14 protein-coding genes are annotated in these 14,900 nt (G+C 52.3%); all 14 read left to right on the top strand.

The features are described 5' to 3' along the window. The first annotated feature begins 423 nt into the window (after positions 1 to 423). The 14 genes from mnmG to EM595_RS17155 all read left to right on the top strand — a co-directional run bounded on the left by mnmG (position 424) and on the right by EM595_RS17155 (position 14,900). Positions 424 to 2,313: a tRNA uridine-5-carboxymethylaminomethyl(34) synthesis enzyme MnmG gene (gene mnmG, locus EM595_RS17220; RefSeq protein ID WP_067435006.1), complete on the top strand. Its 1,890-nt coding sequence runs from the start codon at positions 424 to 426 to the stop codon at positions 2,311 to 2,313. 68 nt (positions 2,314 to 2,381) lie between these two features. Beyond that, a complete protein-coding gene (gene rsmG, locus EM595_RS17215) occupies positions 2,382 to 2,999 on the top strand; it encodes a 16S rRNA (guanine(527)-N(7))-methyltransferase RsmG (protein WP_067435003.1) in 618 nt (205 codons plus the stop codon). A gap of 709 nt (positions 3,000 to 3,708) precedes the next feature. Continuing rightward, positions 3,709 to 4,089, top strand: coding sequence for a F0F1 ATP synthase subunit I (atpI, locus tag EM595_RS17210; RefSeq protein ID WP_067435000.1), 381 nt, complete (start codon positions 3,709 to 3,711; stop codon positions 4,087 to 4,089). Positions 4,090 to 4,097: 8 nt separating this feature from the next. After that, entirely contained in the window at positions 4,098 to 4,913 is an 816-nt protein-coding gene (gene atpB, locus EM595_RS17205) for a F0F1 ATP synthase subunit A (RefSeq protein ID WP_067434999.1), read from the top strand. Between the two features lie 49 nt (positions 4,914 to 4,962). Beyond that, positions 4,963 to 5,205, top strand: coding sequence for a F0F1 ATP synthase subunit C (atpE, locus tag EM595_RS17200; RefSeq protein WP_038629267.1), 243 nt, complete (start codon positions 4,963 to 4,965; stop codon positions 5,203 to 5,205). A gap of 96 nt (positions 5,206 to 5,301) precedes the next feature. Further along, on the top strand, positions 5,302 to 5,772 hold the full coding sequence (atpF, locus tag EM595_RS17195) for a F0F1 ATP synthase subunit B (protein ID WP_067434996.1): 471 nt from the start codon (positions 5,302 to 5,304) through the stop codon (positions 5,770 to 5,772). Between the two features lie 14 nt (positions 5,773 to 5,786). After that, the gene (gene atpH, locus EM595_RS17190; RefSeq protein WP_067434995.1) at positions 5,787 to 6,320 is read left to right on the top strand and encodes a F0F1 ATP synthase subunit delta; all 534 of its coding nucleotides are present in this window, start codon (positions 5,787 to 5,789) and stop codon (positions 6,318 to 6,320) included. A gap of 14 nt (positions 6,321 to 6,334) precedes the next feature. After that, positions 6,335 to 7,876: a F0F1 ATP synthase subunit alpha gene (gene atpA, locus EM595_RS17185; RefSeq protein ID WP_067434992.1), complete on the top strand. Its 1,542-nt coding sequence runs from the start codon at positions 6,335 to 6,337 to the stop codon at positions 7,874 to 7,876. Between the two features lie 52 nt (positions 7,877 to 7,928). After that, a complete protein-coding gene (gene atpG, locus EM595_RS17180) occupies positions 7,929 to 8,795 on the top strand; it encodes a F0F1 ATP synthase subunit gamma (protein WP_067434989.1) in 867 nt (288 codons plus the stop codon). A gap of 89 nt (positions 8,796 to 8,884) precedes the next feature. After that, entirely contained in the window at positions 8,885 to 10,267 is a 1,383-nt protein-coding gene (gene atpD, locus EM595_RS17175; protein WP_067434986.1) for a F0F1 ATP synthase subunit beta, read from the top strand. Positions 10,268 to 10,291: 24 nt separating this feature from the next. Further along, positions 10,292 to 10,714 (top strand): F0F1 ATP synthase subunit epsilon, encoded by a 423-nt coding sequence (locus EM595_RS17170; protein ID WP_067434983.1) that lies wholly within the window; start codon positions 10,292 to 10,294, stop codon positions 10,712 to 10,714. 157 nt (positions 10,715 to 10,871) lie between these two features. Continuing rightward, the gene (gene glmU, locus EM595_RS17165; protein WP_067434980.1) at positions 10,872 to 12,242 is read left to right on the top strand and encodes a bifunctional UDP-N-acetylglucosamine diphosphorylase/glucosamine-1-phosphate N-acetyltransferase GlmU; all 1,371 of its coding nucleotides are present in this window, start codon (positions 10,872 to 10,874) and stop codon (positions 12,240 to 12,242) included. A 198-nt stretch (positions 12,243 to 12,440) separates the two neighbouring features. Continuing rightward, entirely contained in the window at positions 12,441 to 14,270 is a 1,830-nt protein-coding gene (gene glmS / locus EM595_RS17160; RefSeq protein WP_067434977.1) for a glutamine--fructose-6-phosphate transaminase (isomerizing), read from the top strand. 186 nt (positions 14,271 to 14,456) lie between these two features. After that, positions 14,457 to 14,900 (top strand): VOC family protein, encoded by a 444-nt coding sequence (locus EM595_RS17155; RefSeq protein WP_067434975.1) that lies wholly within the window; start codon positions 14,457 to 14,459, stop codon positions 14,898 to 14,900.

The raw sequence follows: 14,900 nt of genomic DNA, 5'->3' as shown, positions 1-14,900 counted from the left end.
GGCTCACGATCGCGTCTTTAATTGGCGATCTTTTCCCTGGATCGCACGTTTTGCACCGGAATATCTGTGGATAACTAGGCCTTAATGCTGGTAACAACCGGTAGTTATCCAAATAACAACCGCTGATGCTTTTTCAGCCTGTGCATAACTAGCAAAGTTGATCCCAGCTTATACGGATCAGGATCACCGATCATTCACAGCATATGATCCTTTGTAATCTCCTGTTATTGTGCATGAATTCGCGGTTATCCACAGATAATGGCGATCCTAATAAGAGATCTAACAGAGAGATCATCAAAGAATTAAAGATCTATCTTTTAAAACCTACGGATCCCGGCGCTTTCCCCTTCGACTGAATTTAAGTAGAATCTTTCACCCAGGACACCACACGATCCTGATGGTCCAACTTTGAGGTGCACTTCCATGTTTTATCCCGATCCTTTTGACGTCATCGTGATCGGTGGCGGTCATGCAGGCACTGAAGCCGCAATGGCAGCTGCCAGGATGGGTCAGCAAACCCTGTTATTAACTCACAATATCGACACGCTGGGACAAATGTCCTGTAACCCGGCGATTGGCGGCATTGGGAAAGGTCATCTGGTTAAGGAAGTGGACGCTCTGGGCGGCCTGATGGCACATGCTATCGACCATGCCGGCATCCAGTTTAGGATACTAAACGCCAGCAAAGGCCCTGCGGTGCGGGCAACTCGTGCTCAGGCCGATCGCGTCCTGTATCGGCAGGCCGTCAGAACCGCGCTGGAGAATCAACCAAACCTGATGATCTTCCAGCAGGCGGTCGACGATCTGATCGTTGAAAACGATCGTGTTGTGGGTGCCGTAACCCAGATGGGTCTCAAGTTTCGTGCAAAATCGGTGGTCCTGACCGTTGGAACTTTCCTTGACGGCAAAATTCATATCGGACTGGATAATTACAGCGGTGGCCGTGCTGGCGATCCGCCTTCTATTCCTTTGGCACGCCGTTTGCGTGCATTGCCACTGCGCGTCAGCCGTCTGAAAACCGGCACGCCGCCGCGTATTGATGCGCGCACAATCGATTTCAGCGTTCTGGCACCACAGCACGGTGATACGCCGTTGCCGGTCTTTTCGTTCATGGGCAATGCCGCACAGCATCCCCAGCAGGTGCCGTGCTATATCACCTACACCAACGAAAAAACCCATGATGTGATCCGCAATAACCTCGATCGCAGCCCGATGTATGCCGGGGTGATTGAAGGCATTGGCCCACGTTATTGTCCGTCGATCGAAGATAAAGTGATGCGTTTTGCCGATCGCAACGCGCACCAGATCTTCCTTGAACCGGAAGGCCTGACCAGCAATGAAATTTATCCAAACGGTATTTCTACCAGCCTACCGTTTGATGTCCAAATGCAGATCGTTCGTTCGATGCAGGGCCTGGAAAACGCGAAGATCGTCCGTCCGGGCTACGCCATTGAGTATGACTTTTTCGATCCGCGCGATCTGCACCCGACGCTGGAAAGCAAATTTATTCATGGCCTGTTCTTTGCCGGTCAGATCAACGGCACTACCGGTTATGAGGAAGCAGCCGCGCAAGGTCTGTTGGCTGGTTTGAACGCCGCGCGCCTGTCTGCTGACAAAGAGGGCTGGGCACCTCGCCGCGATCAGGCCTACCTGGGCGTGCTGGTTGATGACCTGTGCACACTGGGTACCAAAGAGCCGTACCGCATGTTTACCTCACGCGCCGAATACCGTTTGATGCTGCGTGAAGATAATGCCGATTTGCGTCTGACCGAAACGGGCCGCGAATTAGGTCTGGTTGATGACGCTCGCTGGGCACGTTTTAACGACAAACTGGAATCGATCGAGCGTGAACGCCAGCGTCTGCGTGATATCTGGGTTCACCCTAAATCAGAAAGCGTGGCAGAAGTGAATACCGTGCTGAGTGCTGCCCTGACCAAAGAAGCGAGCGGTGAAGATCTGCTGCGTCGCCCGGAAATGACCTATGACCAGCTGATGACCCTGAGCCTGTTCGCTCCAGCACTGGTGGATGAAGAAGCCGCTGAGCAGGTTGAAATTCAGGTCAAATATGAAGGGTATATCGCGCGTCAGCAGGAAGAGATCAATCGTCAACAGCGCAATGAGAACACCGCGTTGCCTGTCGAACTTGATTATCACAACGTCAGCGGCCTTTCGAACGAAGTGATCGCCAAGCTCAACGATCATAAACCGGTTTCAATTGGCCAGGCTTCGCGTATTTCTGGTGTGACGCCAGCGGCAATTTCAATTTTGCTGGTTTACCTGAAAAAGCAGGGCTTGCTGCGTAAAAGTGCCTGATTTTGACTGCATCACCCGGGCGTACTGCTGTACGCCCGCCTTTTATCCTCTGAATTCCTGGTAACGTTGTGATAGCTAAACTCGATACGCTGCTGAAAGCGGCCAACATTTCATTGTCCGATCAACAAAAACAGCAGCTGGTTGCCTATGTCGCCTTGCTGGATAAATGGAACAAGGCTTACAACCTGACCTCAGTTCGTGACCCGCAGCAGATGTTGATCAGGCATATCATGGACAGCATTGTGGTCGAACCGCATCTGCAGGGCGAACGCTTCATCGATGTTGGCACCGGTCCGGGATTGCCTGGTGTTCCACTGGCTATCGTGCGGCCGCAGTCGCATTTTACCTTGTTGGACAGTCTGGGAAAACGCGTGCGATTTCTGCGTCAGGTTAAGCATGAGTTAGGGCTTACTAACATTGAACCCGTACAGAGCCGCGTAGAAGATTTTCCTGCCGAGCCTGGGTTTGATGGCGTCATCAGCCGTGCCTTTGCCTCCATTGGTGACATGGTAAGCTGGTGTCATCATTTACCCGGCAGGGAAGGGCGCTTTTATGCCTTAAAAGGCGTGCAGCCAGACGATGAAATTGCTGCTTTGCCCGCGCCATTTGCTGTTGAAAAAATCATCCGATTGCAGGTGCCCGAACTGGAAGGTGAGCGTCATCTGGTGATTATTACTGCGCAATAATCGCTTTTTTTGCGTCTTTAGCCGCTGAACGAACGCTATCGATTCTGTCCATCGGTCAAAAAAAACGCATTCGAACCTGTTAGAGATCGATTGTTGTTTTTAGGTAATGTTATCGTTCGGTTAAAAGCCCTGTAGGAAACTGATAGCAATTTCTCGTTACATTTAACGTAATATTCACAAGTTATTAGCAGGAAGATCACGACTGGCCTGCCATTTTACATTGTCGATAATTACAGGCGGAAATATATGCCAGCGATAAGTGGCCCAGGGTGATGGCATTTAAATGCAAAATTGATCGTACTGATGTCAATTCAGGCTATTAATCGATGTTATTTTTGTTTTTGTTTTTATGAATAATTAGTTATTTGATTTTAAAGGGTTTTTATAGTCATGCGGTTCTAATTCCAGGAATAATCCGTATTGATATGGATAAATTATCTGAGAATTTTGTGATCTGAAGCACGCTTTATTGCCAGGATTTTAAGCGTTTTAAGAAAATAGCAGGGTGAAAGCAGTGAGAGAATGGTTTTACAAAATAGCCCTTCCGAAAGAAATTTAAATAATTGTTCACCTTTTCTCTACTTATCGATTGAAATCGCAGGTATGCACCGTATAATTTGCTCGTTTTTTGCTGCTTGACTCAAATGAGTAAAGACAGTCTCATACGACACGCGACATACCCCCAACGGGGCAGGAGAGTTTCAGCGTCATGTCAGTGTCTCTTTACAGTGTGAAATTTGCCCGGACCGTGCTGCTTATTCAGCTGGTGACGTTTGTCATAATCGGCGCGCTGTTTACGTTGAAAGGTGTCACTTGGGGCGCATCTGCCATCGCAGGTGGTTTGGCGGCCTGGCTGCCTAACGTGTTGTTTATGATTTTAGCCTGGCGCCTACAGGCGCAAACACCCGCAAAAGGTCGAGTCGCCTGGAGCTTTGCTCTGGGGGAAGTGTTGAAGGTGTTTGCCACCATCATTTTTCTTATTGTGGCGTTAGGTGTGTTCGATGCGGTGTTTATGCCGCTCGGGTTGACCTGGTTATCGGTGTTGATTGTTCAAATCGTTGCACCGGCTGTAATTAACAACAAAGGGTAAGAGGCATCATGGCCGCAGGAGAACTCTCTACGCCACAGGAATACATAGGTCACCATCTGACACATCTTCAGATGGATCTGCGTACTTTCCAGTTGGTGGCACACGACGCACCAGCGACGTTCTGGACGTTAAATCTTGATTCCATGTTTTTCTCTGTTGTGCTGGGACTGTTGTTTCTGTTCCTGTTCCGTAAAGTGGCGAAAAACGTCACCAGCGGCGTACCGGGAAAAATGCAGGCGGCTATCGAGCTGGTTGTGGGCTTCGTTGACAGCAATGTTCGCGACATGTACCACGGCAAGAGCAAGCTGATTGCCCCGTTAGCCCTGACGATTTTCGTCTGGGTGTTTTTGATGAACTTTATGGATTTGCTGCCGATTGACCTGCTGCCGTATATCGGTGAGCACTGGTTAGGTCTTCCGGCGCTGCGCGTGGTGCCTTCAGCTGACGTTAACGTTACGCTGTCGATGGCATTGGGCGTCTTTATTTTGATTCTGTTTTACAGCATCAAAATGAAAGGTGTGGGTGGCTTCACCAAAGAACTGACTCTGCAACCTTTCAATCACCCGCTCTTCATCCCGATCAACCTGATTCTTGAAGGTGTGAGCCTGCTGTCTAAACCGGTTTCGCTTGGTTTACGACTGTTCGGCAACATGTATGCGGGTGAGTTGATTTTTATCCTGATTGCAGGTCTGTTGCCGTGGTGGTCACAGTGGATCCTGAATGTGCCATGGGCCATTTTCCACATCCTGATCATTTCGCTGCAGGCTTTCATTTTCATGGTCTTAACGATTGTCTATCTGTCGATGGCATCTGAAGAACATTGATTTTTTTCTCAACACTACTGCTTTTAACTGAAACAAACTGGAGACTGTCATGGAAAACCTGAATATGGATCTGCTGTACATGGCTGCCGCTGTGATGATGGGCCTGGCGGCAATCGGTGCTGCGATCGGTATCGGCATCCTCGGAGGTAAATTCCTGGAAGGCGCCGCGCGTCAACCGGATCTGATTCCTCTGCTGCGTACGCAGTTCTTTGTTGTGATGGGTCTGGTGGATGCAATCCCGATGATCGCTGTTGGTCTGGGTCTCTACGTGATGTTCGCTGTCGCTGGATGATCGAGGGTTCGCCATTCATCTCATGTTTGGCGAACGGATTCTGCCGCTTCTCCTTGATGCGGCAGAGTAAGTTAATTTAACAAGAGGCATTGTGCTGTGAACATTAACGCAACAATCCTCGGCCAGGCTATCGCGTTCATCCTGTTTGTCGCGTTCTGCATGAAGTACGTATGGCCGCCGATTATGGCTGCTATCGAAAAGCGCCAGAAAGAAATTGCTGAAGGCCTTGCTTCCGCCGAACGTGCCAAAAAAGATCTGGATCTCGCGCAGGCTAATGCGACCGACCAGCTGAAAAAAGCGAAAGAAGAAGCTCAGGTCATTATCGAGCAGGCAAATAAACGTCGTGCACAGATTTTGGACGAAGTGAAAGCGGAAGCTGAGCAGGAACGTAACAAGATCCTCACGCAAGCGCAGGCAGAAATTGATGCTGAGCGTAAACGTGCTCGTGAAGAGTTACGTAAGCAAGTCGCGATGCTGGCTGTGGCCGGCGCCGAGAAAATCATCGAACGTTCCGTGGATGAAGCTGCTAACAGCGACATCGTTGATAAACTGGTCGCTGAACTGTAAGGAGGAAGGGGCTGATGTCTGAATTAATTACTGTAGCTCGCCCCTACGCCAAAGCAGCTTTTGACTTTGCTGTTGAAAAGCAGAATGTCGATCGCTGGCAGCAGATGCTGTCATTTGCTGCAGAAGTAGCAAGCAATGAACAGGTGGCTGATCTCCTTTCCGGTGCATTAGCACCGGAAGCTTTATCTGCCTCTTTCATCGCCATCTGCGGTGACCAACTGGACGAAGCGGGTCAAAACCTGATTAAGGTAATGGCCGAAAACGGGCGTTTAACGGCGCTACCGGCAGTACTGGAACAATTCATCGCGCTGCGCGCGGCGTATGACGCTACCGCAGAAGTTGAGGTGATTTCCGCCAGTACGCTGAGTAACGACCAGCTGGCTAAAATCAGCACCGCGATGGAAAAACGTCTGTCACGCAAAGTTAAGCTGAATTGCAAAATCGACAAGTCTGTTATGGCAGGCGTTATCATCCGTGCGGGTGATATGGTCATTGATGGCAGCGTTCGCGGCCGCCTTGAGCGTCTGGCAGACGTCCTGCAGTCTTAAGGGAACTGGAGCATATGCAACTGAATTCCACTGAAATCAGCGAACTGATCAAGCAGCGCATTGCTCAGTTCAATGTAGTGAGCGAAGCTCACAACGAAGGTACTATTGTTTCTGTAAGTGACGGTATCATCCGCGTACACGGCCTGGCCGATGTGATGCAGGGTGAGATGATTGCCCTGCCGGGTAGCCGTTACGCTATCGCCCTGAACCTTGAGCGCGACTCTGTCGGTGCTGTGGTCATGGGTCCTTACGCTGACCTTGCTGAAGGCATGAAGGTTAAGTGTACGGGTCGCATCCTGGAAGTTCCGGTTGGCCGCGGCCTGCTGGGCCGTGTGGTTAACACACTGGGTGCACCAATCGATGGCAAAGGCGCTATCGAAAACGACGGCTTCTCGCCAATTGAAGTGATTGCGCCAGGCGTAATCGATCGCCAATCCGTTGATGAGCCGGTTCAGACTGGTTATAAAGCCGTTGATGCGATGATTCCAATCGGTCGTGGCCAGCGTGAGCTGATCATCGGCGACCGTCAGACCGGTAAAACCGCGATGGCGATCGATGCGATCATCAACCAGCGCGATTCTGGCATCAAATGTGTTTATGTTGCTATCGGTCAGAAAGCCTCCACCATCGCTAACGTGGTGCGTAAACTGGAAGAGCATAACGCCCTTTCGAACACCATCGTCGTGGTTGCTTCCGCTTCTGAATCTGCTGCTCTGCAATACCTGTCTCCTTATGCAGGTTGCGCAATGGGCGAATATTTCCGTGACCGCGGTGAAGATGCACTGATCGTTTATGATGACCTGTCTAAACAGGCTATCGCCTACCGTCAGATTTCTCTGCTGCTGCGTCGTCCACCAGGCCGTGAAGCCTTCCCTGGCGACGTATTTTACCTCCACTCCCGTCTGCTGGAGCGCGCATCTCGCGTTAACGCTGAGTACGTGGAAAACTTCACTAAAGGCGAAGTTAAAGGTAAAACCGGCTCTCTGACCGCTCTGCCGATCATTGAAACCCAGGCGGGTGACGTTTCAGCATTCGTTCCAACCAACGTAATTTCGATTACCGATGGTCAGATCTTCCTGGAATCTAACCTGTTTAACTCCGGTATTCGTCCGGCGGTTAACCCGGGTATCTCCGTATCCCGTGTGGGCGGTGCTGCTCAGACCAAGATCATCAAGAAACTGTCCGGTGGTATTCGTACCGCACTGGCACAGTATCGTGAACTGGCAGCGTTCTCTCAGTTCGCTTCCGATCTGGATGACGCAACCCGTAAACAGCTCAGCCATGGTCAGAAAGTGACCGAACTGCTGAAACAGAAACAGTATGCGCCGATGTCAGTTGCGCAGCAGGGTCTGGTGCTGTTTGCTGCTGAGCGTGGCTTCCTGAACGACGTTGAACTGGCTAAAATTGGCAGCTTCGAAGCCGCTCTGCTGGCGTACGCAGATCGCGAACACGCTGAGCTGATGCAGGAAATCAACCAAACTGGCAACTTTAATAACGATATCGAAGCGAAGCTGAAAGGCCTGCTCGAAACGTTTAAAGCAACCCAGTCCTGGTAATGTCTGGCGGCCTGTCTGAAAAGGCAGGCCGCAAGGCTTTGAGGAGAAGCTAATGGCCGGCGCAAAAGAGATACGTAGTAAGATCGGCAGCGTAAAAAACACGCAAAAGATCACCAAAGCGATGGAAATGGTCGCCGCCTCCAAAATGCGTAAAACGCAGGAACGCATGGCGGCCAGCCGTCCGTATGCAGATACCATGCGCAAAGTGATTGGTCACATTGCACTGGGTAATCTGGAATACAAGCACCCTTACCTTGCGGAGCGTGACGTTAAGCGCGTCGGCTACCTGGTCGTTTCGACTGACCGTGGGCTTTGTGGTGGTTTGAACATTAACCTGTTCAAAAAATTGCTGGCTGATATGAAAGCCTGGTCTGATAAAGGCGTACAGAGCGATCTGGCCATTATCGGTTCCAAAGGTCTCGCTTTCTTCGGTGCAGTAGGCAGCAACGTCGTGGCTCAGGCATCAGGCATGGGAGATAAACCTTCTCTGTCCGATTTGATTGGACCGGTAAAAGTGATGTTGCAGGCTTACGACGAGGGTCGCCTTGATAAGCTCTTTATCGTTAGCAACAAATTTAACAACACCATGTCTCAGACTCCAACGATTACCCAGCTGCTGCCGTTACCGCCAGCAGAAGGCGAAGAAGAACTGGAGAAGAAAACCTGGGATTATCTGTATGAACCCGATCCGAAAGCGCTGCTGGATACTTTACTGCGCCGCTATGTAGAGTCTCAGGTTTATCAGGGTGTTGTGGAAAACCTGGCCAGCGAGCAGGCCGCGCGTATGGTGGCGATGAAAGCCGCAACCGACAACGGCGGAGAGCTGATCAAAGAGCTGCAGTTGGTATACAACAAAGCTCGTCAGGCCAGCATCACCCAGGAACTTACCGAGATCGTCTCGGGGGCCTCCGCGGTTTAAACCAGGTATACCCAACGCATCGTGTTGCGGCAATTCATGCCTGCGCCACAGCGGCGGTGGGTATAAACGAATTAGGTAGAGGATTCAAGATGGCAACTGGAAAGATTGTCCAGATTATCGGCGCCGTTGTTGACGTCGAATTCCCCCAGGATGCAGTACCGCAGGTGTACAGCGCCCTCGAGGTGAAAAATGGTGATGCTCGTCTGGTGCTGGAAGTACAGCAGCAGCTGGGTGGCGGTGTGGTTCGTACCATTGCTATGGGTACGTCTGACGGCCTGAAGCGCGGTCTGGAAACCGTGGATCTGCAGCACGCGATTGAAGTACCTGTAGGTACTGCGACCTTGGGTCGTATCATGAACGTGCTCGGTGAGCCGATCGATATGAAAGGCGACATCGGCGAAGAAGAGCGTTGGGCGATTCACCGTCCGGCTCCTTCTTACGAAGATCAGTCTAACTCACAAGAGCTGCTGGAAACCGGCATCAAGGTCATCGACCTGATCTGTCCGTTTGCTAAAGGCGGTAAAGTCGGCCTCTTCGGTGGTGCAGGCGTGGGTAAAACCGTAAACATGATGGAGCTGATCCGTAACATTGCGGCTGAGCACTCAGGTTTCTCGGTATTTGCCGGTGTGGGTGAGCGTACTCGTGAGGGTAACGACTTCTACCACGAAATGACTGACTCCAACGTTATCGATAAAGTAGCGCTGGTGTATGGCCAGATGAACGAGCCGCCGGGTAACCGTCTGCGTGTTGCACTGACCGGTCTGACTATGGCGGAGAAATTCCGTGATGAAGGTCGTGACGTTCTGCTGTTCATCGATAACATCTATCGTTACACTCTGGCCGGTACTGAAGTATCAGCACTGCTGGGTCGTATGCCTTCTGCGGTAGGTTATCAGCCTACGCTGGCAGAAGAGATGGGTGTGCTGCAGGAGCGTATTACCTCCACCAAGACGGGTTCAATCACTTCCGTACAGGCCGTTTACGTTCCTGCGGATGACTTGACTGACCCCTCTCCGGCGACCACCTTCGCCCACCTTGACTCAACCGTTACGCTGAGCCGTCAGATCGCGTCTCTGGGTATCTACCCGGCCGTTGATCCGCTGGACTCCACCAGCCGTCAGCTCGATCCGCTGGTTGTTGGTCAGGAACACTACGACACCGCGCGTGGTGTGCAGTCTATTCTGCAACGTTACCAGGAACTGAAAGACATCATCGCCATCCTCGGTATGGACGAACTGTCTGAAGATGACAAACTGCTGGTGGCTCGTGCGCGTAAGATTCAGCGCTTCCTGTCTCAGCCGTTCTTCGTAGCAGAAGTATTTACCGGTTCTCCGGGCAAATACGTATCGTTGAAAGACACCATCCGTGGCTTTAAAGGCATCATGGAAGGCGAATTCGACCATCTGCCAGAGCAGGCTTTCTACATGGTTGGCGCCATCGAAGAAGCTGTGGAAAGAGCGAAGAAACTGTAATCACGGTTTCCCGGGAGGTTAGTTATGGCTTTGACTTATCATCTGGATGTCGTCAGCGCGGAACAGCAGATGTTCACCGGGCTGGTGCAAAAGATCCAGGTGTCAGGTAGCGAAGGTGAACTGGGAATTTTTCCTGGCCACGCCCCGCTGCTGACCGCCATCAAACCTGGTATGATTCGCATCGTTAAAGAACGCGGTGAAGAGGAGTATATTTACCTCTCTGGCGGCATTCTGGAAGTTCAGCCTGGATCGGCAACGGTGCTGGCTGATACCGCTATTCGCGGTTCTGACCTTGATGAAGCGCGTGCGCTTGAAGCGAAACGCAAGGCAGAAGAGCACATGAATAGTTCCCACGGCGACGTGGACTATGCTCAGGCTTCGGCTGAACTGGCGAAAGCCATTGCCAAGCTGCGTGTGATCGAGTTGACCCGCAACAAAGCGATGTAACAGGTTTACGGTATATAAACAGTGCCAGCCCTCGGGCTGGCATTTTTTTTAGCTATTTTTAGCCACTGTCGCCTGGCTAATTTCGTACTGAGAAAAATGTAGTAATCTCACCGGGAAACCGTTTTACTTTCCTCTGAAAAAAACCAACAGGATAGTTATGTCAAACAGCACTTTGAGCGTGGTCATCCTTGCGGCTGGCAAAGGAACGCGCATGTATTCGGCGTTGCCTAAAGTTCTGCACAAGCTGGCCGGCAAACCTATGGTGCAGCACGTTATCGATGCTGCGAAAAGTATTGGCGCACGCCATATTCATCTGGTTTATGGTCATGGCGGAGAGCTACTGCAATCCACATTAGGCGATGATTCGTTAAACTGGGTGATGCAGGCAGAGCAGCTCGGCACCGGCCATGCAATGCAGCAGGCCGCGCCCCATTTTGCTGATGACGAAGATATCCTGATGCTTTACGGCGACGTGCCGTTGATCTCGCCGCAGACGCTGAGCCGCCTGCGCGATGCCAAACCTGCGGGCGGCATTGGCCTGCTGACCGTGGTATTGGACGATCCTTCGGGTTATGGGCGCATTGTGCGCGAGCATGGTGAGATTGTTGGCATCGTTGAGCAAAAAGACAGTTCACCGCAGCAGCAGCTGATCAATGAGATCAACACTGGCATTCTGATTGCCAACGGCGCTGATTTAACGCGCTGGCTCAGTAAGCTGACCAACAACAATGCCCAGGGCGAATACTACATCACTGACATCATTGCCCTGGCGCATCAGGAAGGCCGCACCATCACCGCTGTTCATCCGGATCGCGCCAGCGAAACCGACGGCGTTAACAATCGTCTGCAACTGGCAACGCTGGAACGTGTTTATCAACGCGAACAGGCGGAAAAACTGCTGCTGGCTGGCGTAATGCTACGCGATCCGCAGCGATTCGATCTGCGTGGCGAGCTGAAGCATGGTCGCGACGTTGAGATTGATATCAATGTGGTGATCGAAGGCAACGTTACGCTGGGCGATAACGTCAAGATTGGCGCCGGTTGCGTCATTAAAAACAGTGTTATCGGCGACGGTTGTGAAATCAGCCTTTATTCCGTGATCGAAAACGCCACGCTGTCGACCGACTGTACCGTAGGTCCATTTGCGCGTCTGCGTCCGGGCGCTGAACTGGCAGAAGGTGCGCACGTCGGTAACTTTGTCGAGATGAAAAAAGCGCGCCTTGGCAAAGGCTCCAAGGCCGGGCATTTGAGCTATCTGGGCGATGCTGACATTGGCGCTAACGTTAACATTGGCGCTGGCACCATCACCTGTAACTACGATGGCGTCAATAAATCAGTGACCACCATCGGTGATGATGTGTTTGTTGGTTCTGATACTCAGCTGGTGGCGCCGGTCAACGTGGCCGCAGGGGCGACTATCGCCGCAGGAACCACGGTGATGCACGATGTTACCGCGGCCGATCTGGTTTATAACCGAAAAGAACAGCTGCAAAAATCGGGCTGGCAGCGGCCAGCGAAGAAAAAGTGATGATTTACTTGCGCCGGCCAGCGATGCCGGCGCGAAATCGATAGCGGCCTCTACAGGCGCGTTATCCTACTTATCCGCAGAAGATGGATAAGCATAATAAGCCCCACTCTCTACAAGGCTCGGGGCGCCGGTCAACCGGCATATCAGATCATAAGACAATGCAAATGGCGCGAAACGCCATGAGTCAGGAAATTAACTATGTGTGGAATTGTTGGCGCTGTAGCACAACGTGATATCGCAGAGATTTTGTTAGAAGGTCTGCGTCGTCTGGAATATCGCGGTTACGATTCGGCCGGGCTGGCCGTAGTCGACAGGCAAGGGCATATGACGCGTCTGCGTCGCCTGGGTAAGGTTCAAAAGCTGGCTGAAGCAGCCGAGCAACATCCGTTAATTGGCGGAACCGGCATTGCGCATACGCGCTGGGCCACGCACGGCGAGCCGTCAGAAGTGAATGCGCATCCCCATGTTTCCGGGGCGATCACCGTGGTGCATAACGGCATCATTGAGAATCATGAACCGCTGCGTGCGCTGCTGACTGAACGCGGCTATCAGTTTGTCTCTGAAACCGACACCGAAGTGGTGGCGCATCTGGTCAACTGGGAGCAAAAACAAGGCGGCTCGCTGCGCGAAGTGGTGCAGCGTGCGATTCCTCAACTGCGCGGCGCTTACGGCATGGTAATCATGGACAGCCGTGATCCCGCTGTGCTGGTGGCCGCCCGTTCTGGCAGCCCGCTGGTGATTGGCCGTGGCGTGGGTGAAAACTTCATCGCCTCCGATCAGCTGGCGCTGCTGCCGGTAACCCGTCGCTTTATCTATCTGGAAGAAGGCGATATCGCGGAAATTACTCGCCGTGAAGTGGCTATCGTCAACGTGCGTGGCGAAAGCGTACAGCGTGCCGAAATTGAGTCTAACGTGCAGTATGATGCCGGTGATAAAGGTCTTTATCGTCATTACATGCAGAAAGAGATTTACGAGCAGCCGATGGCGATCAAAAACACCCTGCACGGGCGTTTTAGCCATGGCGAAATCGATCTCAGTGAGCTGGGCCCGGAAGCGGCGACGCTGCTTGGCCAGATTGAGCATGTACAGATCATCGCCTGTGGCACCTCGTATAACTCAGGTATGGTGGCGCGTTACTGGTTCGAAGCATTGGCCAACGTCACCTGCGACGTCGAGATCGCCTCTGAGTTTCGTTATCGCAAATCTGCCGTGCGGAAAAACAGTCTGCTGATCACACTGTCGCAGTCTGGTGAAACCGCCGATACGCTGGCCGCGCTGCGTTTGTCAAAAGAGCTGGGCTATTTGGGTTCGCTGGCAATCTGCAACGTGGCGGGCTCATCGCTGGTACGCGAATCCGATCTGGCGCTGATGACCAAAGCGGGTACCGAGATTGGCGTAGCGTCGACCAAAGCCTTTACCACGCAGCTGACCGTACTGCTGATGCTGGTGGCAAAAGTGGGCCGTCTGCACGGCATGAGTCTGGAAAAAGAGCATGAAATCGTTCATGCGCTGCAGGCACTGCCGAGCCGCATCGAACAGATGCTGGCACAGGATAAGCTGATCGAAAGTCTGGCTGAGGGCTTCTCTGACAAGCATCATGCGCTGTTCCTTGGCCGCGGCGATCAATATCCGATCGCTATGGAAGGTGCGCTGAAGCTGAAAGAGATCTCCTACATTCACGCGGAAGCCTATGCCGCTGGCGAGCTAAAACATGGTCCGCTGGCGCTGATTGATGCCGATATGCCGGTCATCGTCGTGGCACCCAACAACGAACTGCTGGAAAAGCTGAAGTCGAACATTGAAGAAGTACGCGCTCGTGGCGGTCTGCTTTATGTGTTTGCCGATCAGGATGCGGGCTTCAGCGACAGCGAAGGAATGAAGATCATTTCGCTGCCGCATGTGGAAGAGGTGATTGCACCGATTTTCTACACCGTGCCGCTACAGCTGCTCTCCTACCACGTCGCGCTGATCAAAGGCACCGACGTCGATCAGCCGCGTAACCTTGCCAAATCCGTTACCGTTGAGTAAGCAAGCGGGCCTGCTCAGGCCCGTTTTACGCTAAGTCCGCCGTAACAGGCTTTATAAATCATCACCGGTATCGTTACAGGACCGGTGATTTTTTTTGCGTACTCTTTGCGGAACAGGCACTGACGATCAAATGTCGCCTCAGGCGGATGGCAAGATGAACGCTCAACAGGGAACAGGAGACGATGTATGTCAGTGAACGATTGTGGATTGAGCCATATAGCGTTGCAGGTAAGGGATCTGGAAAAGAGCGTGGCCTTTTATCAGCGCTATGCCGGCATGCAGGTGATTCATCAGCGCGAGCCAGGCATTGCCGAGGCGCAAAAAGTGGCCTGGCTGTCCGATCTTACCCGCCCGTTTGCGCTGGTGTTGGTGCAATCACAAAGCACGGTTGATACGCCGCTGGGGCCTTTTGGACATATTGGCGTGGCCTGCGCCAGCCGCGATGAAATTGATGCAAAAGTGCGTCTGGCTGAGCAGGAGGGCGTACTGCGGCGGGCGGCACAGCAATCTGCTGCACCGGTAGGTTATTGGGCCTTCTTCGCCGATCCGGATGGCAACACGCTGGAACTCTCTTACGGTCAGCAGATCGGTATGGACGTGATTGCCGCTCAACAGCAAGCAGGCGAATAG

The sequence above is a fragment of the Duffyella gerundensis genome (assembly GCF_001517405.1).
GTDB classification, from domain to species: Bacteria; Pseudomonadota; Gammaproteobacteria; order Enterobacterales; family Enterobacteriaceae; genus Duffyella; species Duffyella gerundensis.
This window is presented reverse-complemented; position numbering and strand designations above follow the sequence as displayed.

Coding starts and splice junctions, on each gene's coding strand:
- mnmG (WP_067435006.1), top strand. CDS start 424: ATGTTTTATCCCGATCCTTTTGACGTCATCGTGATCGGTGGCGGTCAT.
- atpI (WP_067435000.1), top strand. CDS start 3,709: ATGTCAGTGTCTCTTTACAGTGTGAAATTTGCCCGGACCGTGCTGCTT.
- atpB (WP_067434999.1), top strand. CDS start 4,098: ATGGCCGCAGGAGAACTCTCTACGCCACAGGAATACATAGGTCACCAT.
- atpE (WP_038629267.1), top strand. CDS start 4,963: ATGGAAAACCTGAATATGGATCTGCTGTACATGGCTGCCGCTGTGATG.
- atpH (WP_067434995.1), top strand. CDS start 5,787: ATGTCTGAATTAATTACTGTAGCTCGCCCCTACGCCAAAGCAGCTTTT.
- atpA (WP_067434992.1), top strand. CDS start 6,335: ATGCAACTGAATTCCACTGAAATCAGCGAACTGATCAAGCAGCGCATT.
- atpG (WP_067434989.1), top strand. CDS start 7,929: ATGGCCGGCGCAAAAGAGATACGTAGTAAGATCGGCAGCGTAAAAAAC.
- atpD (WP_067434986.1), top strand. CDS start 8,885: ATGGCAACTGGAAAGATTGTCCAGATTATCGGCGCCGTTGTTGACGTC.
- EM595_RS17170 (WP_067434983.1), top strand. CDS start 10,292: ATGGCTTTGACTTATCATCTGGATGTCGTCAGCGCGGAACAGCAGATG.
- glmU (WP_067434980.1), top strand. CDS start 10,872: ATGTCAAACAGCACTTTGAGCGTGGTCATCCTTGCGGCTGGCAAAGGA.
- glmS (WP_067434977.1), top strand. CDS start 12,441: ATGTGTGGAATTGTTGGCGCTGTAGCACAACGTGATATCGCAGAGATT.
- EM595_RS17155 (WP_067434975.1), top strand. CDS start 14,457: ATGTCAGTGAACGATTGTGGATTGAGCCATATAGCGTTGCAGGTAAGG.